General features: G+C 35.7%; 19 protein-coding genes. 5 read left to right on the forward strand and 14 right to left on the reverse strand.

Annotation, left to right across the window (positions count from 1 at the left end; translation table 11 throughout):
- Positions 1–14: 14 nt before the first annotated feature.
- From dprA to DWB61_RS09835, 3 genes are all read right to left on the reverse strand, one after another.
- Positions 15–1,118, reverse strand: a complete 1,104-nt coding sequence (dprA, locus tag DWB61_RS09825) for a DNA-processing protein DprA (protein ID WP_125030735.1) — start codon at positions 1,116–1,118, stop codon at positions 15–17.
- Positions 1,119–1,180: 62 nt separating this feature from the next.
- Complete coding sequence (locus tag DWB61_RS09830; protein WP_125030736.1) at positions 1,181–1,747, reverse strand: outer membrane beta-barrel protein; 567 nt, start codon at positions 1,745–1,747, stop codon at positions 1,181–1,183.
- Positions 1,748–1,767: 20 nt separating this feature from the next.
- On the reverse strand, positions 1,768–2,226 hold the full coding sequence (locus tag DWB61_RS09835; RefSeq protein WP_125030737.1) for a hypothetical protein: 459 nt from the start codon (positions 2,224–2,226) through the stop codon (positions 1,768–1,770).
- 140 nt (positions 2,227–2,366) lie between these two features.
- Between DWB61_RS09835 and aroB the strand changes: the two genes are divergently transcribed.
- The 3 genes from aroB (at position 2,367) to aroA (ending at position 5,381) form a co-directional block, all read left to right on the forward strand.
- Positions 2,367–3,428, forward strand: coding sequence for a 3-dehydroquinate synthase (gene aroB, locus DWB61_RS09840; protein ID WP_125030738.1), 1,062 nt, complete (start codon positions 2,367–2,369; stop codon positions 3,426–3,428).
- Positions 3,412–3,960 carry an adenine phosphoribosyltransferase gene (locus tag DWB61_RS09845; RefSeq protein WP_225423376.1) on the forward strand — a complete coding sequence of 183 codons (549 nt, stop codon included), beginning with the start codon at positions 3,412–3,414 and terminating at the stop codon, positions 3,958–3,960. Before aroB ends, DWB61_RS09845 begins: the two co-directional genes overlap by 17 nt.
- Before the next feature lie 194 nt (positions 3,961–4,154).
- Positions 4,155–5,381, forward strand: coding sequence for a 3-phosphoshikimate 1-carboxyvinyltransferase (gene aroA, locus DWB61_RS09850; protein ID WP_125030739.1), 1,227 nt, complete (start codon positions 4,155–4,157; stop codon positions 5,379–5,381).
- A 296-nt stretch (positions 5,382–5,677) separates the two neighbouring features.
- Here the strand turns inward: aroA and DWB61_RS09855 are convergent, their stop codons facing one another.
- The 11 genes from DWB61_RS09855 to DWB61_RS09905 all read right to left on the reverse strand — a co-directional run bounded on the left by DWB61_RS09855 (position 5,678) and on the right by DWB61_RS09905 (position 21,405).
- Entirely contained in the window at positions 5,678–6,544 is an 867-nt protein-coding gene (locus tag DWB61_RS09855; RefSeq protein WP_125030740.1) for a protoheme IX farnesyltransferase, read from the reverse strand.
- A 966-nt stretch (positions 6,545–7,510) separates the two neighbouring features.
- Complete coding sequence (locus tag DWB61_RS09860; protein ID WP_125030741.1) at positions 7,511–7,735, reverse strand: hypothetical protein; 225 nt, start codon at positions 7,733–7,735, stop codon at positions 7,511–7,513.
- A 13-nt stretch (positions 7,736–7,748) separates the two neighbouring features.
- Positions 7,749–8,762 (reverse strand): Ig-like domain-containing domain, encoded by a 1,014-nt coding sequence (locus tag DWB61_RS09865; RefSeq protein ID WP_125030742.1) that lies wholly within the window; start codon positions 8,760–8,762, stop codon positions 7,749–7,751.
- A gap of 75 nt (positions 8,763–8,837) precedes the next feature.
- Positions 8,838–9,083, reverse strand: coding sequence for a hypothetical protein (locus DWB61_RS09870; RefSeq protein WP_125030743.1), 246 nt, complete (start codon positions 9,081–9,083; stop codon positions 8,838–8,840).
- Positions 9,084–9,249: 166 nt separating this feature from the next.
- On the reverse strand, positions 9,250–10,557 hold the full coding sequence (locus tag DWB61_RS09875; protein WP_125030744.1) for a DUF4302 domain-containing protein: 1,308 nt from the start codon (positions 10,555–10,557) through the stop codon (positions 9,250–9,252).
- Positions 10,558–10,688: 131 nt separating this feature from the next.
- Positions 10,689–11,600 (reverse strand): zinc-binding metallopeptidase, encoded by a 912-nt coding sequence (locus DWB61_RS09880; protein WP_125030745.1) that lies wholly within the window; start codon positions 11,598–11,600, stop codon positions 10,689–10,691.
- A gap of 105 nt (positions 11,601–11,705) precedes the next feature.
- Positions 11,706–13,214: a RagB/SusD family nutrient uptake outer membrane protein gene (locus DWB61_RS09885; RefSeq protein WP_125030746.1), complete on the reverse strand. Its 1,509-nt coding sequence runs from the start codon at positions 13,212–13,214 to the stop codon at positions 11,706–11,708.
- A 116-nt stretch (positions 13,215–13,330) separates the two neighbouring features.
- Positions 13,331–16,927 carry a SusC/RagA family TonB-linked outer membrane protein gene (locus tag DWB61_RS09890; protein WP_125030747.1) on the reverse strand — a complete coding sequence of 1,199 codons (3,597 nt, stop codon included), beginning with the start codon at positions 16,925–16,927 and terminating at the stop codon, positions 13,331–13,333.
- Between the two features lie 147 nt (positions 16,928–17,074).
- On the reverse strand, positions 17,075–18,268 hold the full coding sequence (locus tag DWB61_RS09895; RefSeq protein ID WP_158614391.1) for a FecR family protein: 1,194 nt from the start codon (positions 18,266–18,268) through the stop codon (positions 17,075–17,077).
- 191 nt (positions 18,269–18,459) lie between these two features.
- Positions 18,460–18,975: a sigma-70 family RNA polymerase sigma factor gene (locus DWB61_RS09900; RefSeq protein ID WP_156190212.1), complete on the reverse strand. Its 516-nt coding sequence runs from the start codon at positions 18,973–18,975 to the stop codon at positions 18,460–18,462.
- Positions 18,976–19,542: 567 nt separating this feature from the next.
- Entirely contained in the window at positions 19,543–21,405 is a 1,863-nt protein-coding gene (locus DWB61_RS09905; protein WP_125030750.1) for a tetratricopeptide repeat protein, read from the reverse strand.
- Between the two features lie 209 nt (positions 21,406–21,614).
- Here DWB61_RS09905 and DWB61_RS09910 point away from each other — a divergent pair, with 209 nt between their 5' ends.
- Together DWB61_RS09910 and DWB61_RS09915 are read left to right on the forward strand one after the other, a co-directional pair.
- Positions 21,615–23,774 carry a TonB-dependent receptor gene (locus tag DWB61_RS09910; protein ID WP_158614392.1) on the forward strand — a complete coding sequence of 720 codons (2,160 nt, stop codon included), beginning with the start codon at positions 21,615–21,617 and terminating at the stop codon, positions 23,772–23,774.
- A 157-nt stretch (positions 23,775–23,931) separates the two neighbouring features.
- Positions 23,932–24,564 (forward strand): tetratricopeptide repeat protein, encoded by a 633-nt coding sequence (locus tag DWB61_RS09915; protein WP_125030752.1) that lies wholly within the window; start codon positions 23,932–23,934, stop codon positions 24,562–24,564.
- The last annotated feature ends 49 nt before the right edge of the window (positions 24,565–24,613 follow it).

Raw genomic sequence — 24,613 nt, forward strand, 5'->3', positions numbered from 1 at the left:
AAAAAGTAGATTTTTCAGGAAGTCAAAGAGTAGATTTTACCTGGAAGTGCTCTAATAAGTCCTTCAAATTCCATTTTTAGCAACAAACTTGAAACCCTACTCATGGGCAAATTCAAATTGATGGAAAGCATATCAATTCCTAATTTGCCTTCATTATTTAATAGGTCCACAATTAGTTCTTCCTCTGATGAGAGTTCAACAAACATTCTTGATTGAACCGCATCCTTCTTTCCCAAATCATTCTCCCAGCCCAGAATATATTCAATATCAGAAATCGATTCTATTAAATGTGCCTGATTGGTTTTAATTAAATGATTACATCCTTTAGAGTAGATATCACCTGACCTACCAGGAAATGCAAATACATCTCTATGATATGAATTCGCAATTTCAGCAGTTGTCAATGAGCCCCCCTTTCTAGCAGATTCAATCACCAAAGTAGCATCAGACATGCCGGCAATAATTCTATTGCGACGAACAAAGTGTCTAGGATCAATAACACTTTTCGAAGTAAACTCTGTAATAATCGCTCCACTTTGTATAATCTCTTCTGCATATTTACGATGCTGAGCTGGATACATCAGATGAAAACCATGTCCCACAACTGCTACTGTAGGTAAATTATATTTCATTGCTGCCTTATGAGCACAAATGTCAATACCATAAGCTAAACCACTCACGATGATAGTTTTCTCAGCATGTGAAGCAAGTGCCTTAATAAGCTTATTACAATTCCCCCGCCCATATTCTGTGGCATTACGAGTTCCAACTACACTTAAAATGCGAGAAGCATTAAAATCAATCTCACCTTTATAATATAAGGTACTTGGAGAATCAGCGCAGTTCAATAACCGCTGTGGGTAATTTTCATCGAGATAAAAAGCGACTTTAATAGCATTTTCATCAATAAATTTAAGTTCTGCTTCAGCATCTCGTAGAGCAGAATTCCGATCAAGCTTCTGTATTATATTTTTTCCAATACCTGGAACTTTCAGTAGGTTTTGTTTCTTCTCCTTAAAAAATGCCTCAGCACCACCCGAATAAGCAATCACTTTCCGTGCATTAATACTGCCCAGGCCAGTTAAAAAACTAAAGGCGACTTTATAAAGTGTTTCCATGGTTTGGATTTAGATCATCCAAATTAGGAAATTGCATTGTCAAATCAAAAAAAGAGTAGTTCTTACATATCAAATGCAAAACCTATTGTCACAAAACCAGCATTACCATAACCCAATTCTGTAAAAATGTCGATATTCTCACTTATATTGTATCGACCTCCAATCAGAATTCCTAAATCGAATAAAAAGTTATTCTCTTTATTATTAATCCCTTTTTCAGCTATAATATGCTCCAAAGAGAAACCTGTTTTTAATGAGGCATATAAGTCTACTCCAAACTCAGGAGATAGATGTATCGCATCCAAGAGGTCATTCAAATCATAAGAGACCACTCCTCCAAAACGATAATAGTTATGAGTAATCTCAGTAAAGTCATTAAACAATGATTCATTCTTCTGTCCAGCAAAACCAATATAAGCACCTAAACGGAACCCATCACGCCAAGGCTTATCAGCCTGAATCAAAAATGATGGGTATTGTATTTCATTTCCATTTTTAAAATTGTGATCAAACTTCCCGTATTTAGCAAATGGCAATCCTACCTGAATTCTTAAACCCTCCTCTACTTTCTGTGAAAATAAAGACAAAGATAAAAAAGACAGAACGGCTAAAACGACATATTTCTTCATGTGAATATTATAATAGGTGATTATTTTTTTGAATACTTTGAAAGAGATCCTAATAACTCAGCTCTTTGTTCCTTTGATAAGGCTGATAAGCTAATCCCTTGATATTTGGCCAAACCTTTAGCACTCATCTGAAAAAGATATAAATCCTCTCTTAATCCCAGATTACGCTTTTCTAACTCAAAATGCGAAAATGTTTGTTTACTTATCTCAATCGATTTAAACTTATCGTGGAATGGATGTAAAGGGTAATAACGCATAATCAACTTATCATCAGTCTCCTTATAAATAATAAAATTATACTCACGTGCTAAATTAAGCACTATAAGCAACACATAAATTACAAACACCCCTGCAATAATAAAATTCATATGTACAGGATCTTGATATACCGTAAGAACCGTTAAACTCAGATATACAAAAGTTACAATATAATAAAATAGCTTAATATGTGCCGCTCGGTTCTGATTGCTTAGTGTCATATGAGTATCAATATAAAATTTTGGTATATGATCGATTAATCTAAATAGCCTTAGTCCTTATTTTTGAAATCAGCAAGTTTGACATCACTCGCTAAAATACTATATTTGACCAAAGTTAGAAACTATAAATAAGTTAGCAAATGAGTCCTCAATCTTACGATTTAATTTTTACTGAAAGCATTGAAAAAGAGCTTGGCAAAATTTTGGAAACTTATTCCAAGTCAAAAATTTTTATCCTTATGGATTCAGGTGCGCAAGAGCATTGTTGGCATCTTCTATCAGAAAACAAAAAATTACAAAGTTTCCCTAAGCTTATAATTGAGTGTGGGGAGCAAAATAAATCATTAGAGTCAGTTGTTAAAGCCTGGGAATTTCTAGGTGAAAATGGAGCTAATCGACACAGTCTGGTCATCAATATTGGTGGTGGCATGATGTCTGATTTAGGTGGTTTTGTTGCATCTACATTTAAGCGTGGCTGTCATTTTATTAATATACCAACAACCTTACTCTCACAAATTGATGCTTCTGTTGGCGGAAAAACAGGATTCAATTTTAATGGGCTTAAAAACGAAATTGGTGTTATCAATCAACCGGACATGGTTGTTATTAGCCCTGAATTCCTAAAAACATTACCAATGAAGGAATTCAAATCTGGCTTTGCTGAAATGTTGAAACATGCAATCATTTATAGTCAGAACTATTTAGATGAGCTTATTTCCTTTAATTTCGATGATATAAACTATTCCAGATTACTAAATCTGATTAGAAAATCGGTAGCAGTAAAACAAGAGTTTGTGATGAAAGATCCGATGGAGAGAGATGTGAGAAAAGTTCTAAACTTTGGTCACACTATAGGTCATGCTTTCGAAAGCTATGCCCATCGTCATAAGCTTGATTTATACCATGGTGAGGCTGTAGCGCTTGGTATGATAGGGGAACTTTACTTATCGGTAAAGAAAAAAGCATTCCCTCAAGATAAATTTGAAGAGATAGTGAAATATATAACAGATATTTACTCAGACTTTTCTATTTTTGCGAAGGATTACCCCGAATTATATCAATTGATGTTACACGATAAGAAAAATAGTGACGAAGGAGTCAATTTTACTCTTCTTCCAAATGTTGGTGCTTATACAATAAATAACATCTGCACAGAAGAAGAAATATTTGAAGCTCTCAATCAGTATGGAAAAAGAAATTAAGATGGACGTTAAACTTCAAGAAGCAAAAAACTCAATTAGAGATATCGTTGATTTTCCTAAAGAAGGTATTGTATTTAAAGATATCACTACCATGTTGAAGGATCAAAAACACCTAAACACTTTGGTTGAATCTCTTTATGAGCAATATAAGAACAGAGGTATTACAAAAGTTGTAGGACTCGAAAGCCGCGGTTTTATTCTAGGTACTGTTTTAGCCTATAAATTAGGAGCTGGATTTGTACCTGTACGTAAACCAGGAAAATTACCTGCACCTACTTATTCCGAAAAATATTCTCTTGAGTATGGAGAAGATGAAATGTTCATTCACCAAGATGCTTTGAATTCTGAGGATGTCATTTTAGTACACGATGATTTATTAGCAACTGGAGGAACAGCCAAAGCATCGATAAATCTAATCAGCAAATTCAATGTTAAGGATGTTTATATTAACTTCCTTGTTGAGTTAGACTTCTTAAACGGACGTGAAAAATTAGATACTCATTATCAAGTTGATTCTCTTTTCCATTTCTAAACAATAGAAATTAAGGAATTACACCATACAGCCGTTGGGAAATTCAATTTTCTAACGGCTGATTTTTTGTACAGTTATTTTTAAGGATAAAGGTTAAAGGGATAAGGATAAAAGTTATTTCCACTTTTGTACTTTCCCACACGTTTACTCTTTACTCATTCACTTTTTAACTCTTTCACTCATAACCAGAAGCCATGCATTACACTATATCAAAACCAGAAAAAAACATTGAAGGGAAAATTACTGTTCCCTCATCGAAAAGCATTTCGAATCGTGTACAAATCATTAATGCTTTAAGTTATAGTTTTGAACCCATTAAGAATCTATCTACTTGTGATGATTCTAAGGTTATGCAAGAGGTTTTATTTTCTAACACTAATGTTTTTGATATTGGCCATGCAGGTACAAGTATGCGATTTTTAACAGCTTACTTATCAAAAATATTAGGTGAATGGACCCTTACTGGTTCTGATCGAATGAAAGAGAGACCTATATCTGTATTAGTAGATGCACTGAATTCATTGGGAGCCCAAATCACCTATCTGGAAAAAGAAGGCTATCCTCCTTTAAAAATAATGGGATCGAATATCACGGGTAAAGACGTTGAATTAGCTGGTAACACCAGCTCTCAATACATCTCAGCCATCCTACTTATTGCTCCTACTCTTGAAAATGGTCTTCGCATCAAACTACAGGGAAAAATTGTATCTCGTTCATATATCGAGATGACTCTGGCTATCATGGAAGAGTTTGGAATCCAGTCGGAGTTTAAAAACAATGAGATTTACATCGCGAATCAAACCTATAAGGTTATGCCTTACACTGTAGAAGGTGATTGGTCGGGAGCCTCTTATTGGTATGCCTTTATGGCCCTGGCTCCCAAAGGGAAACTCTTTCTGGATGGGCTCAGAAAAAACAGTTTTCAGGGAGATTCAGGTTTAATTAATGTGTTTGAGAAACTTGGTGTTAAAACCAATTTCACTAAAAAAGGGATGTATATCGAACAAACTAATGAGGTTTGTAAAAAACTGGTTTTCGATTTTATCGAAATGCCAGACTTGGCACAAACATTTGCAGTGGTTTCTGCCTTAAAGAATATCCCTTTCCATTTTAAAGGCCTTGAAACGCTTAAAATAAAGGAAACCAATCGTATTGCAGCGCTTATCGATGAATTGGCGAAATTGGGCTATGTTCTTTATGAACCTCAGGAAGGAGAGTTAGCTTGGGATGGCGAAATGAAAGCTGAAAACGAAGAGATTATCATTAAAACCTATCACGATCACAGAATGGCCATGGCTTTTGCTCCAATTGCAATGGTTCGTCCAGAAATTAAAATTGATGATCCAATGGTTGTCAACAAATCTTACCCAAACTTCTGGGAACAACTTAAAGAAACTGGATTCCAGATTAATCAAGGGTAATGATTTGGAGATGTGGTGATATGTTGATTTGAAAATAAACCACGAATTCACGAATGAATTTCTAAAAAATAGCATTCGCGAATTCGTGTGATTTTAATGAATTCCAAGACTCAACTAAAGGTTTTCCAAATTCCCCTGATGGTTTTCAGAATTCCTCTGAGCTATTCCCGGATTCCCATGGTCATTTTCCACATTATCCTCTGCAATATCTATCAAGTGTTTTACTCTTATCGAGAATCAGTGGCTCATATTAAACCATTAACAAAATCCCAGCATTGCATTCAATGGAATATCAATCATAAATAAAGCCTATCAATACTGATCATGATCATGATGAGTAAAAAATACAAGTTCAGTTGAAGGAATAATTTTTGAACAGAAAGTCTATCGTAGTTTTTCAGAATAGGAAAACTGTAAACAATAATCCACAAAGACAGGATCAATAAGCCCCATATGGCAAACTGAGAGCTGATCACATCGTACATCGGTAATAGAAGAGCAACCATAATGGTTGCCAGCATCCAAATAAGTGTGATGAAATGGATCTGCTTTACTGAAAAGACATCCGTCAGCACTTTAAAACCGCCCCGTTTATAATCTTCACCATAAAGCAATAACAATAGCCAGAAATGAGGAATTTGGCCTATAAAGAAGAAGAATGCCAAGGCCAGTATTGGAGGTGCCAGAATATCACCCCCAGCAGCCACATAGCCAATTAATGGGGGAAAAGCGCCACTCAAAGCTCCGGGAACAACAGCAAAGGCAGAAATTTGTTTTAAGGGTGTGTAAAGTAGATTATACCACAGAATAGAAAAAAGAGCAATATAAAAACTCAACATCGTTCCACCCCAAACTAGCAAGCCACAACCAACTAGTAAGAATAATAGGCTCCAAACAAACGCCTCATTAACACTCAACTTTCCTGCTGGAATCGGCCGAAACATTGTTCTATTCATCAAGGCATCTTTCTTATGCTCCTGAATGTGATTAATGGCTGAAGCGCCAGCAACAATGAATAAAATCCCAAAAATCACGGCAGCCATATCCAATGAAAGATCAGTAGACTGCAATAAATAGCCCGTGAAACAAGAAACGGCTATAGGAATAGCAATCTTTATTTTTCCCAATTCAAGTAGGCTGCGAAGTTTTAAAGATATGGACATAGAATAAAGTATAGAGTACAATTTTCAGTATTATAAAGACACAGGTGACTCTTACTAAAAATATGAAATTATTCTGATGGTGTTTAATGTGAAAAGTTTTTTTTTAATGACTTAGCTTATTTAGACTAGCTTAGAATCGATACAAATAAGTTGAAATTCAGGCTATATAATGTTTACGAAAGGATCTTGCTTTCTAAAACATGAGATTAAAGCGTCACATATAAAAATAAGAGCATAATAACCTGACAGGAAACAATAAGACATAAAAAAGGAGAAGCTACCCAAAGCTTCTCCTTTTAAAATGCAATCTATTTCGATCTAAATTTTAAACCAATAAATCATCCTCTCCACAACCATTCTCAGTTTGCAAAAAAAGGTGAAACAACCGAAAAGATGTGTTTCAATGACTGTGAAGAGAATGCAACAGGCAAGTCTAGATTAAAAAAAAGAGCAAAACCCAAAACCTATTTTCAATTCCATTAAATCAGATCCGACCAAAGATGATTTAATAAAGTTTGTACTGGAGTACCAAACAGAGTTTACTGAGGGTTCTGCTCTATTCACCGACTAACTAAATCCGTTATAGTAAAAACAACTCAAATTCAAAACAGGGTGGGTGTTGGCCTGAATTATTTTCAAATTACGATAAAATGAAAAGGCCAATTCCCCTTTGATAATCTGATATAGAAGCCTGCTGTAATGGGATAAATAATGAACAGGACGCCCGACCGACAACCCCAAAACCGTTCTAAGAAACTGCTGACTGTTCGCATTTCGTACTTAATTCTCTTTTAATATTGTATTAAGTTCCTAAAAACAATATTATGTCTTTCTGTAAAAAATAATAAAAAATTAAACCACTAAGCACACTAAGTACACAAAGGGGAAACGTGATAAAATTAAACTTTGTGTTCGTTGTGCTCTTTGCGGTTAATAAAACGAATATCCCATAGGATATTATTTATTCTACTTCCTGAGATTTTTTCGTCTTGTTTTTTTCTTTAATCCTCTATACCCAAATAAAAACCCAGCGACTAAAGCAATGAGTAATCCAACAAAATGATTTTCATCAAAGAAGTACCAAATTATCAAAGCTACAACTTGACTTACTACAACCATAATTAATAATGAATAGATAAATGCTTTTCGTTCTACTTTATCTTTAAAATTTACGTTGCTATATATCTTCATGATTATTCTTTTATTAATTATCTTTTGCGCCTTGTTTTATCCACTCCAAAATCAGATTCTCCTCTTTTTGTGTAATAAACCCAGCGTGTCTACCCTTCAATTGCTTGATAATTCGACTGTCGTTAGGTGAAGCAATATTCACGTAATTCCCATCAACTAAAGAAGCATAAGCATAAGCTTCTCGCAAGTCAGGGTTTTGAGTACCTCCATGACAAGAAATACAAGACTGATCTGTAAAAATTGGTTGAATCATTTCACTAAACTTAAGCTCGCCAGGAATCGTTGTAAAACGCCATTCGAAATCTTCCGCTAATGCGTTTCCAGCTAAATCTTTAACATCGCTTGTTACAATACAAGTGTACACAAGTCCTGTATTCAATTCTGCATCTGGGGTAAATATTACTGTTTTATCAGCATACGTTAATGAGCCAGCAACTTCAGTATCTCCATTTTTAACAACAAACGAGCTGCTGGTGATGCTCTCAGCATCCATTGCCTCATCAAAAGAAACTTGAATTTTACTATCTGTAAACACCCAGATCTCAGAATCTGCTGGTATGTTTTCGTTTACTGTTGGCGCAATTAAATCGGGTTCCACTCCCGAGGTAAAACTCCAGTGGTAATCCTGCGCAATTGATTGACCACTTTTACTCTTTACGGCAACAGTAAGCGTACAGTTGTATTGTTTTTCGTCGGCAAGTTGCTTTGCAGGTTTAAAAATGGCCGTACTCCCCGAACAAGTCAGTTTCCCATAAACAGAGTATTGTCCCTTATTCACAACAAAACTATTTTCATCGACTGAGGAAGCATCAATATCCTCGCTAAAAAGAACTGTGATCTCTGAAAAAACATCCACCTGAGCGGCACCATCAGTAATATTAGTAGAAACAACACTGAAAGGTGCACTTGTATCTTCTTCCTTTTGACAGCCAAAGACAAGTAAAAGGATAGCCATTACGAATAGCTTGGATAAGCTTTTAAAAATTTGAATCCCCTTATTCAGGGACTTATGATAAATGTCAGACATGTTGTTTTTTTAATTTTTATTTAATTATTGACCTTATACTATAAAACAAGCTTCTCAATAAGTTTTCTCTCCAATTTATCTTTCGTTTTTTCCCTTTTTAGTTATCCATTTATGCAGAAAGTATTGCATCACTAAGCCAATGATTAACCAAATAGGAAGGGTATACAATTTTTCTCCTGTAAGTAGTGTATACACTTTTCCCCAGGTAATAATCTCGCCATCCATTACAGGCAAAATTAAGGTCAGCCCAAGAAACATGAAGACTCCCCAAAACAAACCTGGATAAATCCATGTTTTTAAACCAAAACTCGTATCAAACATTTTTTTACTTTAAAATTCAGAATATTAAAAAGCCCTCCTGCCTTCAGTACTGAGAAATACACAGGTAGGAGGGCTATTAAACCACTAGCAAGAATTTGCAATAAAATTCGCAGAATACATGCTAGAAAAATCAAGTATGCTAAATGATTAATTTTAGAATCAATAATTATTCAAAAAACACATACATTTCAGGATCTTCATTGCTTACTAAGTAATAATCCGTACCAAATTCTTTAATTTCCACAGGCACGATAGTCCAACCTTTAACACTAGTTATCAAAGCCCTTATCGCAACGCCTTTCTCTGTATTCATAACAGCATCAATCCCTTCTTGATTATCAAAAGGTGGAGACCATTCAAAAACATATTCCGTAGATTTTATAACAACAATATCTTCCGATACTTGTTCAAAATCATCAATTGCAAATTTAATGGCTGTCCAATCGTCAAAAAATATCTCAAAAGTTTTTGGTGCCCAGGATTTCAAATATGGATCTACGTCAAATGACTTAAATGATGCTCCATCAATTCTCAAACCACTCATCAAAGACAACAGTTTAGGACTAATATACTTTCCTGATGAATCAAATGATTTAGGTCCAAAGAGTTTTGTCACCATTCCATCAAGCTCTGCCGTATATATCGTTTCGTATTTAAAAGCACCTGTAACATCTACGTCTGTAATATCAAACTGATTCTTGCTAGCATCATATTTAAAAGAACGAACGCCAATGCCGTTAAGAACAAGGGGATGATGAAATTCAAAACCTTCATGTGTGAAATTTACGGGCATTAACTCACGTTTTGATTCACCAGCAAGCATATAGCTCAAAAAAGCAATACTCCTATTCTCATCAAATACCATATTTACAGAAGAATCCCAACCATCAACTGATAAATTGAAATAAAAGGGAACAACTGACTCATTTCTTCTGGTCAAATGTTCTGCATGCTTCGCATATTCTCTAAGCTGAGCAGATGTTTCAGCCGTAGCCTTAACTAGCACCATAGGATCTTCATTCACTCTCTCTGCGAGATACAAAGTGTCACCATCAGCTGATTGTCTAACGAAAGAAAACTCGAGCTCACCACCATATCCTTTACCTAGCTCTCCAATTTCCGGATCAGTCATCTTGGAAAATTTACTATAGGTATCAAAAATCAAGATTGGCTCTTCGATCATCTTTACAGAATACTCCGCTTGATCAGGATAGTCATACAGATCCCAATTCATACTTACAGTACCTGTCTCACCAAAATTAAGAATATAAGTATATCCTCCAAATTTATTAGGATTAGGATAATAATGGGTTAACCATCCATATTCCGAGGAGGTTAAGACTTCTTTAAACTCCTTAACAGCCTCACTGGCTCTTTCGTCCGGAGAAAGATCGAACTCACTTTCAAAATCATTATTACATGCTGTAAAGGCAAGTAAAATGAGAGAAGTGATATATAAATTTATTTTTTTCATTTGATTCTAATTTTAGATTAAGGTCATATGAAAGTCGCCCAACGCTGATCGAACTCATGCTGATAGATCGTCGATTTTGTGTGAAATCGAATAGCTTGCGGCTCCTTTCATAAACATCCTATTTTTATCTTTTATTCACCTTTTATCTCTGCTAAAATTCCTTCAATCTCAGCTTGAAGTTCATAGATATTTACATTCCAAACCTGCAACATATAGTCAGCCATAATTTTCTCTTTCTGGCGAATTTTAGCTTTAGCTATATTTTCGGCTGCTGTATCATATTTCCAATTCTCATCGTAAATATAGATATCATCAATAAGCTTATTCCAGCCCTCATTACCCGACATTATGAAGGTTGACAACATCTCAACAAAATCCTCATCCGGATTAAGCATCGAATAGCCTGTAATAAAGCCCAATCTTTTAGCATCCATATCACTGAAATTCATCCAGTTTGAAGTATAGCCCGTACAAATTTTCTTATATTCGATAGGGTAAGCTACAGTTTGGTGCAAAATATGACCAAACTCATGATGCATGGTTTTGAAAACTTGCACTATTGCCTCCATAGCTTTCCTCTTGTGATAAGAATCCATTTCCGACAAATCAAACGTAATATAATTTAAATCGAAAAGAGTAACTTTACGTCCACCCTCAGCCTGACCTAATACGATGGATCCATTGTCATTGTAATTATGACTCCCAACAAGAACCATTTGTTTAGGAATAAACCTTTTCATGAAATCAATACCACCAGCATTCACATAGGGATCTATCCATATATTCTTCATTTTATCAAGAAAAGGAATCACATCTGCTTTTGCAGGAGGGGTTAAGATCTTGGAATTATCAACCTCTGAATTATCCCATCTATATTTAACTTCAACATTGAATGGATAAGTATAATTTTCTCTGATCCACTCATCAACATCATTCAACTCCGGTGTGGAGGTATCTATTAATGACTTTCCTAAATCATCTTCCTTGGTACACGAGGTAAAAAGGATAGCAATAGAAAAGAATAGAAATAATATCTTTTTCATCTGTTTATTATTTTAGAATTATTGCCATATAGGAGTCGCCAAAAAACCTTCTTTCAATATCCCATCTTATCTGCATGGCTCCTCTCATATCTTATATGTTTATAATTATCGTGGATTTGCCTGTAATCCAATTGCAACCGCCTGAGCAGGTATCTGAATGGCTCTTCTCAAATCATCTTTGGGTAAAGTAACCGTAGAACCATCTACAAGCGTGTGAACAACTTCAATATTATATCTTTTAAGATCAAACCATCTTAAACCTTCGTGAACAAACTCTCTACGACGCAAATCAAGAAGATACGACACATAGAATTTCTGATCGGCATTAACCGCGTAGAAAGGAGCCATATCGGGTGCAGCAACCATCTCATAGGCCGCTTTAATTTGATTAAGATCGATTTTATTATCCGGATTATAGGTTTGACTTCTCTTTGAATAATATGCATCCAAATCAGAAAGAGCAGATGTATAATCAGTCGTCATCGCGTAAGCTTCTGCACGATTAAACAGAACTTCTTCGGCCGTAAATATGGGTACGATTGAATTTGGGTATCCAATATCAGCATTACCACCATGAGATTCAGTACGATTTTGAAATTTAGGGATAAATCCTAACTGCAATTCTCCGGCAGCATAAAGTAATTTACTACCAATAATCAAATCAAAATTTGCCTCACCGGCATCAGACTCACCAAATAATTCGGTTGCTTTTGAAGATGCTAGTGAATATCTGAATACAACAAGACCGCCTCCCCAATTGGTGTATTGTCTATTCAACATTAAGTTTGCCTGCTCTTCAGATTTTGTGTACTGTGCCCATAATTCCATAGCCTCATAAGTCATATACTTACCAGTCCAATCTCTCAATTTAGAAGCGGCATTGGCACCTAATACATAATTAGAATGCTCAATCACTTTATCCCACTCGCCTTTATATAAATAAAAACGTGAAGCAAAGGCATGTAAGGCCGTTTTAGTCATATGATATTTAGGAACCGAATAGGCTTCATCTTTAATCAGTTCAAAAGCTAAATTAATATCTCTTTCGATATTATCGTAAACTTCCTGAACCGTTGCTCTTTCATACTGTTCAAAAACGACTTTTTCCGACTTTTCAACAAAAGGAACACCTAAATCTGTTTTAGCCGTTTCTGGATTGTAATGTTTAGCAAAAAGATTCACAAGCATAAAGTGAGAATAGGCTCTTGTTGCAAGAGCTTCACCTTTTTGTGCTGTATAATTCTCCTTATCGGAAGCCAATTCGATAGCATTTAGAGCTTCATTAGCTGCAGCAATAGCCGTATAACAGGCATTCCAGTAGAACACAGGCGTATCGTAATCTTCAGCCCCACTATCCTTCCAAAAGAAAGCATCTTCATTAGCTTGATATTCTGCAATATAACCACCTATCCCTTTATCAGCCACATTATCCGACATTACTTCAGTAAATGCCAAACAACCTGCTTCCGGGTAAGAAGAAACCAACAATTCACTCACCGCTTCCGGCGAATCTAATCTAGTCCGGTTATCTGGTGTTTCATCTAAAAAGTCGTTACATGACGATAGCAAAGCTATCCCCATTAAGACCAAGACTTTATTCTTTATATTTTTCATTTTTTTTTGATTTAGATATAAGTACAGAAATGATTTAAACTTCAGTCATTATCTCAAGTTCTTGATAAGCGAACTCATCTATTAGCACTCTGTTGTTTTATTACATCATCTTTTTTCTAAAAGCTCGCTTTTAGTGTGAAAGTATATTGTTTTGGCACTGGCATAGCCACACCTCCTGAACCTAAAAACTCAGGGTCCTGACCATTAAGCTTCTTATCAGAATAGATCAGGAATAAATTCGACCCCTGAACTTTTAATGACAGATCACTAAGGCCAATATTAGTCGCAAAAGTTTTAGGCAATTGGTAGGCTAATGAAATTTCTTTCATTCTGGCAAAAGAACCATCAGCAACCCTGGCTGTTGACATATTATAGGCATTATAGGCTTTTCGGTCATTAACATTATGCTTAAGTTCAGATAAAATGGTAGGAATATCAGTGATATTCTCATCACCTGCTAACATCCAACGATCGAAAAATTCCTTAGGCATGGCATCCAGGTCAGAATATTGTGACTTAAATTCAGGATACAATCTCACCTTATTGCCGTACTGATAAGTCATAAATACATTAAGCTTCCAATTCTTGTAAGAGAATGTATTACCTAAACCTCCTGTAATTGATGGATCAATAGAGCCTTCATACTTTAAGTGATCAATATCATTCGATTGGAAATCAAAATCATTAATCGTTAAGTCACCTTCTTCATTAATAAAAGTTGGTAAACCTTCACTATTTAATCCTTTGTAGTCGATTGAGTAAAGCCCCCTTACAGGACCACCTTCCAATGGACCTCCGGTATCTCTAAGCAAAGAGATCATTTTAGGGAACGACTTCAAATTTGTAATCTCGTTATGATTATAGGCAAAAGTGAAGTTGGTATTCCATTTAAAATCGTCAGACTTAATATTTTTAGTCAATAAGGTAAACTCAATACCATGAGATTTCATATCAGCGTAATTGGCAAACTTCCAGAATTCTCCACCAATACCCGAAGTCTTCACAAAACCAATTAAATCGAAACCTTTACGTTGATAAGCATCCATACTGATATTAACTCGATTATTAAACAAACCTAGATCCATACCAATGTTGGTCTCGTATTGCTTTTCCCAAGTCAGTTCAGAATTCTCCAAAGCATCAATATACATTTGTGATTCCTGCTCAGATAGATAAGGTCTATCTGTCACTTTGTTCATCAGCACTAAGGTCGAATTTTGAGCATTACCCATACTGGCTGTTAAACCATAAGTTCCTCTAAAAGACAAAAACGAAATCGTTTCATTATCTTTCAAGAAATCTTCTTCTTTTGCATTCCATTGTCCACTCACGTTCCATGTAGGTAACCAACGAGCAGAAGTGGATGCACCTAATTTATTAGATCCATCATATCTGAAGGTTCCGTTCAGCGTGTATTTACCCGCATAAGAATAACTCGCTGTAGCAAAAAAGGCAGCATATCGATCACGATACTCTTCCATTCCATAGTAAGAATATCCATTTTGCAATTGTTGCTTTACAAAATCAGGATTGATAAAAGGAATCCCTCCCCTTTCATACTGATAACCAATCCCATCAAATGAACTATTTTTACGATCGGCAGATTTCACTTCCATACCCGCAAAAGCATTGACAATATGTATTTCATCAAATATTTTATTCCAGTTCGCAGTTCCTCTAAAATAGTAGTTCAATAAGGTATTGTCGCTTCGGTTATAAAATCCCCCCTTAGGCAAAACAACTTGAGGCAACGAATTCGGCACTTCATAATCCTTGAATAAAAACTTATTATTCTTAGCGATTTCGTAAGTATCAGCGGCACGATAAGCAGAAGCCATATTCGAATTTTCCAACACTTTATGCTCCTGAGTAGACTTCACATATCTAATAGAGGCAACAGCACTTAAATCCAAACCTTTTATAGGTGTATAATCTAAATTAGACTGAAGTTTAAGATCAAGTACATCCAGATCGAGATAATTGTTTTTCATCTCGTCAAGAATATTGAACTCGGCATAATTCATACGGTAATATTCCAAATTTCCATTGTCGTCGTAAGGACGCATAGCTCTACTGGTATTCAAAGCATAAGAAAATGGATTGATGTCAAAATCACGGCTATATTCACCGTTGATAGGATCCTCTGTACGATTTACTGATCCTGGTGCTTTTTGTTGTCTGAAAGATCCAGCTGTAAGAAAACCAAGTTTTAATTTATCATTGATTTTTACATTACCGTTTGCATTGATTGTATATCGATCTACTTTATCTGCAATAGACCAACCTTTGTCACCATAATAACTGGTTGAGAAATAGAAGTTAGACTTATCAGTACCACCGGAAAGACTTACAGAATGATTTTGAGTGATTGTATTTTTAAACAACACATCAAACCAATCGGTATTGGCCATTTCATATTTCTGTAAAAATTTAGCCCGTGCTTCAGGCGTATTCTCCAAACCAAAACCTGTGGTTGGATCATAACTGTTAATCATGTCATACATCTTCTTGTAAATACCACCATCTTTCTGACGGGATATTTCAGCATGATTTAACCATCCTTTAGCCTCAAGTTCTCTATAAACAGACATCTGTTCACGAGAATTCATGATATTATAACTCGAATAAGAAGGCTTCATTCTAAAGGTATATTCACCCGAATAAGAAACTTTCGTCACACCTGTTTTACCTCTCTTTGTTGTAATAACAATCACTCCATTCATGGCACGAGCACCATAAATAGCCGTAGCCGAAGCATCTTTTAGAATCTCAAATTTCTCAATATCGTCAGAGTTCAAACCAGCTACTGCTGAACTAATCAAAGTTGTCGCATCACCCGAAGATAAATCATCAGGAGAAACATCCACAACATCTTCAAGCACAACACCGTCGACTACCCATAAAGGTTTCGAATCTCCATAAATTGAAGAAGCTCCACGAACTCTAATCTTAGGCGCAGTACCAAAGGTACCTGATACCGTTTGAACAGATACACCAGCTGCCTTACCTTCAAGCATCTGTGCAACATTAACAATACCATCGACTTTAGCATCCTCAGACTTGATAGAAGTGGCCGAACCCGTAAATAATCGACGATCTGTTTTTCTAAAACCATCTGAAACGACAGTAACTTCTGACAATTGTTCTGCATCAGATAATAATACGATCTTCAACTCCTTCTGATCCTTCACCAAAATCTCCTGAGATTTCATTCCAATAAAAGAGAAAACCAAAACGGTATTGGCAGGAACTTCTATAGTAAATTTCCCATCAAAATCGGTAGAAACTCCATTCGTGGTTCCCTTCTCCAAAACAGAAACACCAGGCAATGAAATTCCCTGATCATCCAAAACAACACCAGATATTTTTTGTTTCTGTTGTTGTTGCGTATTTGCAGGTGAATCCTCAGACTTAGAGATTTTTCGCAAGGTTACAGCCTTACTTTTGAACTCATATTCCAATTCACTGTCTTTTAAACAGCGATTCAAAACCGATTTTACGGTTTCTTCCTTAGCATCAACACTAAGTTCTTTTACATCTTTCACATCGGAAGAACTGTATAGAAATACCAAACCAGTCTGTTCATGGATCTCCCACAACACCTGTTCCAATTCCGCACCTTCCATGTTTAATGTCACTTTTGCATCCTGAGCTAATGTATTTGCCGAAGCACTTAACACACTAAGGAACAGGAAAACGGCGAGCATTTTCATAACTAGTAGTAGTTTAAACAGCCTCCTGGATCGGAAGCCATTATTCAAACATTTTTTCATAACTTTGTAAAGATTTAGTTTACACTTAAATTCAATTTCTGTTTCTGCAGAAATATTTAGACAGGAAATGTGACAGCATTTCCTGTTTTATTTTTCACCAATTACAATGGTTCCACCATTGATATTAGCATCTACTTTATGGGTCAATTCAAACATCTCCATAATAGAACTGATGTCACTATTCCGATTAAAGTGTCCTCCAAAACGGAATTCCTTTACCGATGGATTCGTATAAAAAACCTTTAGATCGTACCATCTGGACAATTCGATCATAATATCCTCCATTCGCTGATTTTTAAATAAGAAAACGCCCTCTCTCCACGAAGTAAACAAAACCACATTCACTTCCCTCATATCGATACTTCCCATTTTATCGTTCGTAACAGCCTGCTGACCTGGCTCCAATAAGATAGGTTCAGTCATAAAACCTGAAGATTGTACCTTTACGCTCCCTTCCACCAAGGTTGTCTCAATATTCTCGTCCTCCTCATAAGCCTTTACATTAAAAGAAGTTCCAAGCACTTCAACTTTTGTTCCTAAAACATTCACTATAAAGGGATGTTTAGCATCTTTCTTAACCTCGAAATAGGCTTCCCCAGTCAATTTAACTTCTCTTGTCTTTCCTGAAAACTGAACAGGAAACTTCAAGGAGCTCATGGCATTTAAATGAACCTTCGTACCATCAGACAGAACTAACTTATAATCACTGCCCCTTGGAATATCCACTGTATTATACAAAGGCTTTCCCTTTATCTTTTCCTCACCTGCCTGATACTTTAAGTTCCCTTCTCCTTTTTCAATTTGGGTCCCATCCTTCTCTTTTAAGGCTGCGACCTTATAATCCTCAAGGCTCACCTTTCGTCCATCTGCTAAAGTCAACTGAGCTTGCGGTGCTTGCGGCTCATATTTTGCAAACTGCTCTTGCTGTTGTTGAGACAGATTAATTAAATCGTTGTATAAATAATAACCAACTCCTGCCAAAAACAGGGGGATAAATATCACTGCGGCATAGCGGAGGATAGTTTGGAATACAAACACCATTCTATTGGGATTTACTGCCTCATCAAAACGCTTCCACCCTTCCTCAACATTCACCTGATGAAAATCTTCATCCCAATTCAGAAAGCTCTTCTTATTCATTATTCTTGAATAAGCTTGACTATTCTCTGCGCTTTCATTCATCCAAGTATTCAATTCCTTCTTCTCATTATCATCCAGACCAAAATTCACTTCTTTGGCGATCAGCTGAGATATTCTTATATGATGGTCAATTCTATTCACTAGAAAATTTATTTTATTTGAATTGGACTTTTGTTCTCCATACGAACCCTTCGCTCCAAACATTATACAACTAAAACAACTCAGAAATAAAAGGGGGTGGGATGCAATTTATTTTTTTCAAAAAAAAATGTCAGAGCCCACATGAACTCCGACATCAGTTTGTGATTTAGATCTAAAAACAGGCGTTCTCATCAAAAAAAACCAGTTAGGATCAACAAAAAAACAACAACATTTTTCAATTGTAAACGAAGTAAGCGATAAGCATTCGCTTTAACCGACTTTACTGTATTGATAGATATCTTTAGCCGAAGGGCAATCTCAGGATTTTTAAGACCTTTCATACTCATTTGAACCACACGTTTTCCTTGGGATGGTAAAACTTCGATGGCTTTATGAATTTCATAATAGGTTTCTTCCTCGAGAATAGTATCTCTAAAGAATAACTCAGTATTCATAGCTTGGATTCCATAATCCAATACTTTTTTGTGATGCTTGATATAGTTCAAACAAGAGTTTCGAGTCACCATATATAGAAAACCCTTTATGGCATTTTCATTATCAAATGCCTCCTTTCCCTTCCATAATTTAATAAAAGCCTCCTGAGCCATGTCTGCAGCGATATCTCTATCATCAACATACTTGTTGGCAAACAGACATAAACTGGAATAGAAGCTTTCAAAAAATGGTTTAAATTCCTTTCTCTTCACTTGGCTATCGTTTTGGGTTAAAAACTCTATGAGTACATGGAAGAATTAGGGACTTCCCAAATACTGTACTCCAAAACTATCAACCGCGAACAGGATAAGCTAATTTACAGGCTAGACAAAAGGGGTCACGACACTTTTTATCGCATAGACAAAAGGGGTCGCAAATCAGAATCATTAGATTTCATGGGGCTTTTCAGCTATTGGCTAGAACAAAAAGAATATGATTTATTGAGAAGATAAATTGAAAATAATTCAACCATCAGCTATTTAAATTCCACTCACACATCTTATATTTTTTAAAGGTTCTAGTCATCTTAAATGATTCAAACTATTCTTGTCTCTAGTTAATACAATCACCGTAACAAGTTTGAATCAGTACTGGGTTTTTCCAGACTTATTCCAAACATGATCCAGACTTGTTCCGATCTTGATATAGACTTAAGTAGATTCTAGCTTTAAATGATGTCATTTCAGTGATCACAAAAAATCACAGAAGAATATAGTATAAAACAAATGTGCTCACTATGAATGGGAAAAGACTAGCATCATCTCTCAGAAGATTTGATTTTAAAAATTACTAAGGAATTCAAAGAGATTATCAGTGGAGCTCAATTCTAATTTTTTCCTTAATCGATATCGACGTTTTTCAATCGCATTAACTGAAAGATTTAGAATTCTTGCAATTTCTTTAGCATCTAAATTCAACCTCAGGTAAGCACAGAATCTCAAATCATTTGCATTTAAATCGGTAAATTTATCAACCAAGCGCTTAAAGAAATCCTGATGAACTTCCTCGAAGTGCATTTTAAACATCTCCCAATCCTGATCCAAATTAATGTTACCCTCTATCTCCTTAATCAATCTTTTTAATGAAGCTTTCACATTATCTTTATCAGATGCTAAGACAGCTTCAACAGATTTTTTGAGACTATCAAGCGTTTCATTTTTACTGACAACATGCAAGGCATTTGCTGCTAATTCTCGTTCTTTATGCTTTAAATCTTCTTTATATTTCAATTGCTTTAAACGATTTATCTCTTGATTAGCCAACATTTCATCCTGCAATCTTAAATTCTCAAGGTCTTTTTCCCTTTTCTCCGAATCCATTTTTTCAAGAGCCAATTTATCCATTAAATTAACCTGTTCAAGCAATAAATTTTTCCTTTTAAGATTAAGCTGTTTTAAATGCAAAACCCTAAGAATCAAAAAAGAAATAATCAACAAGCCAAGAATCAGAATGATCTGATTTCTTTTCTGAATTCTCATCTTTAATTGCAATAATTCGATCTCTTCCTCTTTCTTCTCCGTTTCGTATTTTATCTGAAGTTCATTGATTTGCTTTTGAGTTTGTTCATTGTAGATTTCATCTCTATAGGCCATAAACTGCTTCGTATTTTCAAGAGCCTTCTGATAATTCCCCTGTAGAGTATAAACCTTGGCTATTCCAGCATAACAATCTTTAAGGCTAGTCTTATTCAGATCTTTCAAAGCAATCTTTTGTGCTTTTTCAAAAAAGAACAAAGCCTTTTCCAATTTATTTTCATTTACAAAATACTCCCCAATATTAATAGATGAAGATATGATTCCACTCGCGTAATTATTTTGTTCAGAAATTTCAAGTGCTTTATTGTAGTCAGCAAGAGCTTCTTTTCTTTTATTCAACTTAAGATAAATCACACCTCTATTATTCAAGGTAGAGGTAAGCATCAAATTATTACCAGACTCTATGAAAAAGGGTATCGCCTTATCCAAATACTGAAATCCTTTTTCGTACTCACCAATCTCATCATAAATATTAGCAATATTTACCGAGGTTAGCGCAAAATGAAACGAATCCTGCTCTTTTTCATAGATTTCCAGAAGCTTATAAAATAATTCCAAAGCCTTTTCGTGATTCTTATAAATGGAATAGATAATGGCAATATTGTTCTTCATTCCAATTACCCGCTTCTTATAGTCAATTTCTTCAGCTTTTTTTAAGGCTTTAAAATAAAAGGACTGAGCCTCTTCGTAGCTACTCATATTGAAATAGGTAATGCCAATTTCGTTCCAGGAATCAACCAAACCTTTCCCATCATTTTCACGATCAGCAATTCCTGCGGCCTCTTTGAAATGTTGCAAGCCTTCAAAATAGTTGCCTAAATTTGAATCCTCTCTACCTAGAAAAATCAATGCTTTAACCTGAGATCGGGGACGATTTAACTTTTGAGATAGCTTTAAAGCTTCCTCTGCATAAGCCATACACTTCTCAGAATCTTTCTCAACCAGTTCCTCACAAAGTTTTAATAAGAGTTCCAGCTTCTCATCACCATCAACAATCATTAACCGATTTTCCAGGCTATCGACTTTCCCCTCATCAATAAGAATCACATTTTCAGTGAAAGATGATACAGATAAAAAAACAAGTAAAAAGGTCAGTAGAATTCTCATAGGGGACTAGGTTTATGAACATCCCAAATATAGAACTTTAATTTACTTTTTAAAAAAGAAGAAAGTCCAGCAGGATAACAGGACTTTAAAAGGCCTTGATTTTCATATGACAATTCAGTAACAGAATTCAACAAGTCGGAAACTATTCTTTTTTAATGAGCCCTGCGAAAGGCAATTTTGTAAGTGTTAATCATCAATACTTATATCGCATGTTACGAACCACTTTAGTATTCTTCATTCTGCTTACAACTCAATTTCTATCTGCACAAGGCCAAATCAGTGGCAGGGTTTGCGATAAAAAAGGAAATCCAGTTCCCGGTGCCAATGTTTACATCGACAAAAGCTACGATGGAGCTTCAACAGATGCAAATGGTACCTTTAATTTCAAAAGCAATACATCTGGTAAGCAGACATTGGTGGTATCCTGCATTGGATTTGTCACAACCAAACTAAGCAAGGATGTAAAGGAAATGCAAAATCTGCAAATCCGCCTTAAAGAATCGGTGAATTCTTTAAATGCAGTGATGATTACCGCAGGAACATTTAGCGCTGGGGATAATACAAAGATATCGGTACTTAAACCTCTCGATGTTGTCACAACAGCCGGTGCTGCGGGCAATTATATTGCTGCGTTTAAAACCTTACCCGGCACAGCAACCGTAGGCGAAAGCGGCGAATTATTTATACGTGGGGGCAACAGTTACGAATCGCAAACCTTTATAGATGGGATGAGAGTATTTAAACCTTATACAGCCTCGGCCAAGAACAATCCTTCAAGGGCTCGCTACTCCCCCATGCTTTTTAAAGGCACGACTTTTAGCACGGGTGGCTATTCGGCAGAGTACGGGCAGGCTCTTTCGGGGGTACTCCTATTAGACACTAAGGACACTCCTATTGAAGAGAGCAGCGAAATATCTATCATGTCTGTTGGTGCTGGTTTTGGGCAGGTGATTAAAAAGGAAAAAGATGCCTTAACGGTAAACGCCTCATACACTAATCTTGCTCCTTACAACAAACTAAATGCTTCGAAGCAAGAGTGGGAAAAATTGCCAGAAAAAATATCAGGCGAAGCCGTTTATCGTCACCAATTTAACAAGGGCCTTTTAAAATTCTATACGGCTTACCATCATACTCAATTCCACATCCTACAAAAGGACATTGATTATCTTGAAAAGCTGAGCTATAATACAAAAGAGAAGGATCTTTATTTTAACACATCGTATAATGGCTCGATATCAGAAACTTGCTTGCTAAAAGCTGGTGCCAGTTACTCTAACAATCACAATAAAGAAAAGATAGACTCTATCAGCATCAGTAATAAAGAAAAAAACGGACACGTCAAGTTTAAGTTGAAACACATTCCTAATGAGAATATAAAATTGAGCATGGGTGCTGAGTATTTTTTTACTGTTGCCAATAAGACGATCAGCCTATCGAATTCTGCCTGGGAACAAAATTACAATCTGAAAAATCAGCTCGCGGCTATATTTACTGAGTCAAATATTCTTTTTACAAAAAATACGGCACTTACAGTTGGCTTGAGAGGAGAATACGCCGATTATAGCGAATCGTTTCATTTATCACCGAGAATCTCTGTCGGTCAAAAAGTAAGTGAGCATGGTCAGCTGTCGTTTGCTTGGGGAGAATTCTATCAATTGCCTCAGAACAGGAATCTACAGCTTAGCCAAAGCCTAAAGGAAGAGAAGAGTCAACACTATCTCTTTAATTACCATTACAATAATGATAAACGAATTTTGAGAGCTGAGTTGTATTATAAAAAATATGCCGACTTGATGAAATACGAGATGATCGATAACAGCTCCCCATCGAATTTTAACAATACAGGATCTGGCTATGCCCGAGGTTTGGACTTATATTGGAAAGACGAAAAGACTTTTAAAAACTTTGAATACTGGATTTCGTACTCCTACCTCGATACTGAGAGAGATGACAAGGATTTTCCAGAAAAAGCAGCAAGTAATTTTAGCAACAAGCACAACTTATCGATAGTCGGTAAGTATTGGGTAGAGAAGTTGCGCTCGCTAATTGGGATAAGCTACAACTTTGCTAGTGGCAGACCCTATAACGACCCTAACTCGGACAAGTTTATGAGTAAGAAGACCAAAAGCTACACTAACTTAAGCCTTAACTGGTCGTGGCTGATTTCGCAACAAACCATTTTTTATTGCTCGGCCACCAATATACTCGGTCATAATAATATTTACAATTACGATTATAGCAATAAGCCCAATTCTGAAGGACAATACAACCGACAAGCCATTCCCCCCGATACCAAACATTTCTTTTTTGCGGGCTTATTCATTACCATCAGTAAGAACAAAAATAAGAATCAACTGAAGAATCTATAATAAACAGGACTCCCGCTTAAGAATAAAAAAGATTGGTACAAATAGTATCTAGTCCCAATATACCATTCAGCAGTATAAATCAACAGTTGGGTCAATTTCTTTTTGAACTCCATTTTGCATTCAACAATTTTACTCTCTCAAACTAAAAAAGAATATCATGAAAAAAATCGTACTTTTTATTTTGCTAATAAGCAGTCAAATTTTAATCAGTTCAGCACAAAACAGCTATGAAAAAGGAATGAGTCAAGCTCTGCAGTTATGGGGCAACACTAAACCCATGGAGGCTATAGCTCTATTCGAACGAATTGCTTCCAACGAGAAAGAAAACTGGCTTCCCAATTATTATATCGGATTGATATCTGCAACACAGGTGCTTTCAGGAAGAGAAAAAGAGCAAGCCTCTGCCTTACTTGAACAAGCTCAAGAAAGTCTGAATAAGGCAAAGAAACAATCAAGTAATAACTCAGAACTTTTCTGTTTACAAGCACTAATCAATACGGCATGGGTTACTTTAGATCAGATGAATAATGGACAAAAATTATCGGCCTCAATCATGAAAGATTACCGAACAGCCATACAATTAGACACCAATAATCCACGTCCACTTTATTTATTAGCCGAATATCAAATCAATATGGCGAAACTCTTCGGACAAGACACTAAACCCTTTTATGAGATGATTCAATCATCATTAAAAAAGTTTGATAACTTTAAAGCACCTTCAGCATTTTATCCAAGGTGGGGGAGAAATAGAGCTGAACAATTATTAATTGGAAAAAATGCAAACTAGCGAATTAAAAATTAGATTAAAAAAGGACATTAAGTTGTCATTACGACTC

It is taken from the genome of Ancylomarina euxina, assembly GCF_003863355.1.
In the GTDB taxonomy this organism is placed as follows: domain Bacteria; phylum Bacteroidota; class Bacteroidia; order Bacteroidales; family Marinifilaceae; genus Ancylomarina; species Ancylomarina euxinus.

Bases quoted from the DNA above. Each gene is read 5' to 3' on its own strand.
- DWB61_RS09855 (WP_125030740.1), bottom strand. From the start codon at position 6,544: ATGTCCATATCTTTAAAACTTCGCAGCCTACTTGAATTGGGAAAAATA.
- DWB61_RS09835 (WP_125030737.1), bottom strand. From the start codon at position 2,226: ATGACACTAAGCAATCAGAACCGAGCGGCACATATTAAGCTATTTTAT.
- aroA (WP_125030739.1), top strand. From the start codon at position 4,155: ATGCATTACACTATATCAAAACCAGAAAAAAACATTGAAGGGAAAATT.
- DWB61_RS09845 (WP_225423376.1), top strand. From the start codon at position 3,412: ATGGAAAAAGAAATTAAGATGGACGTTAAACTTCAAGAAGCAAAAAAC.
- DWB61_RS09870 (WP_125030743.1), bottom strand. From the start codon at position 9,083: ATGTTTGATACGAGTTTTGGTTTAAAAACATGGATTTATCCAGGTTTG.
- dprA (WP_125030735.1), bottom strand. From the start codon at position 1,118: ATGGAAACACTTTATAAAGTCGCCTTTAGTTTTTTAACTGGCCTGGGC.
- DWB61_RS09875 (WP_125030744.1), bottom strand. From the start codon at position 10,557: ATGAAAAAAATAAATTTATATATCACTTCTCTCATTTTACTTGCCTTT.
- DWB61_RS09910 (WP_158614392.1), top strand. From the start codon at position 21,615: ATGTTACGAACCACTTTAGTATTCTTCATTCTGCTTACAACTCAATTT.
- DWB61_RS09905 (WP_125030750.1), bottom strand. From the start codon at position 21,405: ATGAGAATTCTACTGACCTTTTTACTTGTTTTTTTATCTGTATCATCT.
- DWB61_RS09865 (WP_125030742.1), bottom strand. From the start codon at position 8,762: ATGTCTGACATTTATCATAAGTCCCTGAATAAGGGGATTCAAATTTTT.
- DWB61_RS09915 (WP_125030752.1), top strand. From the start codon at position 23,932: ATGAAAAAAATCGTACTTTTTATTTTGCTAATAAGCAGTCAAATTTTA.
- aroB (WP_125030738.1), top strand. From the start codon at position 2,367: ATGAGTCCTCAATCTTACGATTTAATTTTTACTGAAAGCATTGAAAAA.
- DWB61_RS09880 (WP_125030745.1), bottom strand. From the start codon at position 11,600: ATGAAAAAGATATTATTTCTATTCTTTTCTATTGCTATCCTTTTTACC.
- DWB61_RS09885 (WP_125030746.1), bottom strand. From the start codon at position 13,214: ATGAAAAATATAAAGAATAAAGTCTTGGTCTTAATGGGGATAGCTTTG.
- DWB61_RS09830 (WP_125030736.1), bottom strand. From the start codon at position 1,747: ATGAAGAAATATGTCGTTTTAGCCGTTCTGTCTTTTTTATCTTTGTCT.
- DWB61_RS09890 (WP_125030747.1), bottom strand. From the start codon at position 16,927: ATGAAAATGCTCGCCGTTTTCCTGTTCCTTAGTGTGTTAAGTGCTTCG.
- DWB61_RS09860 (WP_125030741.1), bottom strand. From the start codon at position 7,735: ATGAAGATATATAGCAACGTAAATTTTAAAGATAAAGTAGAACGAAAA.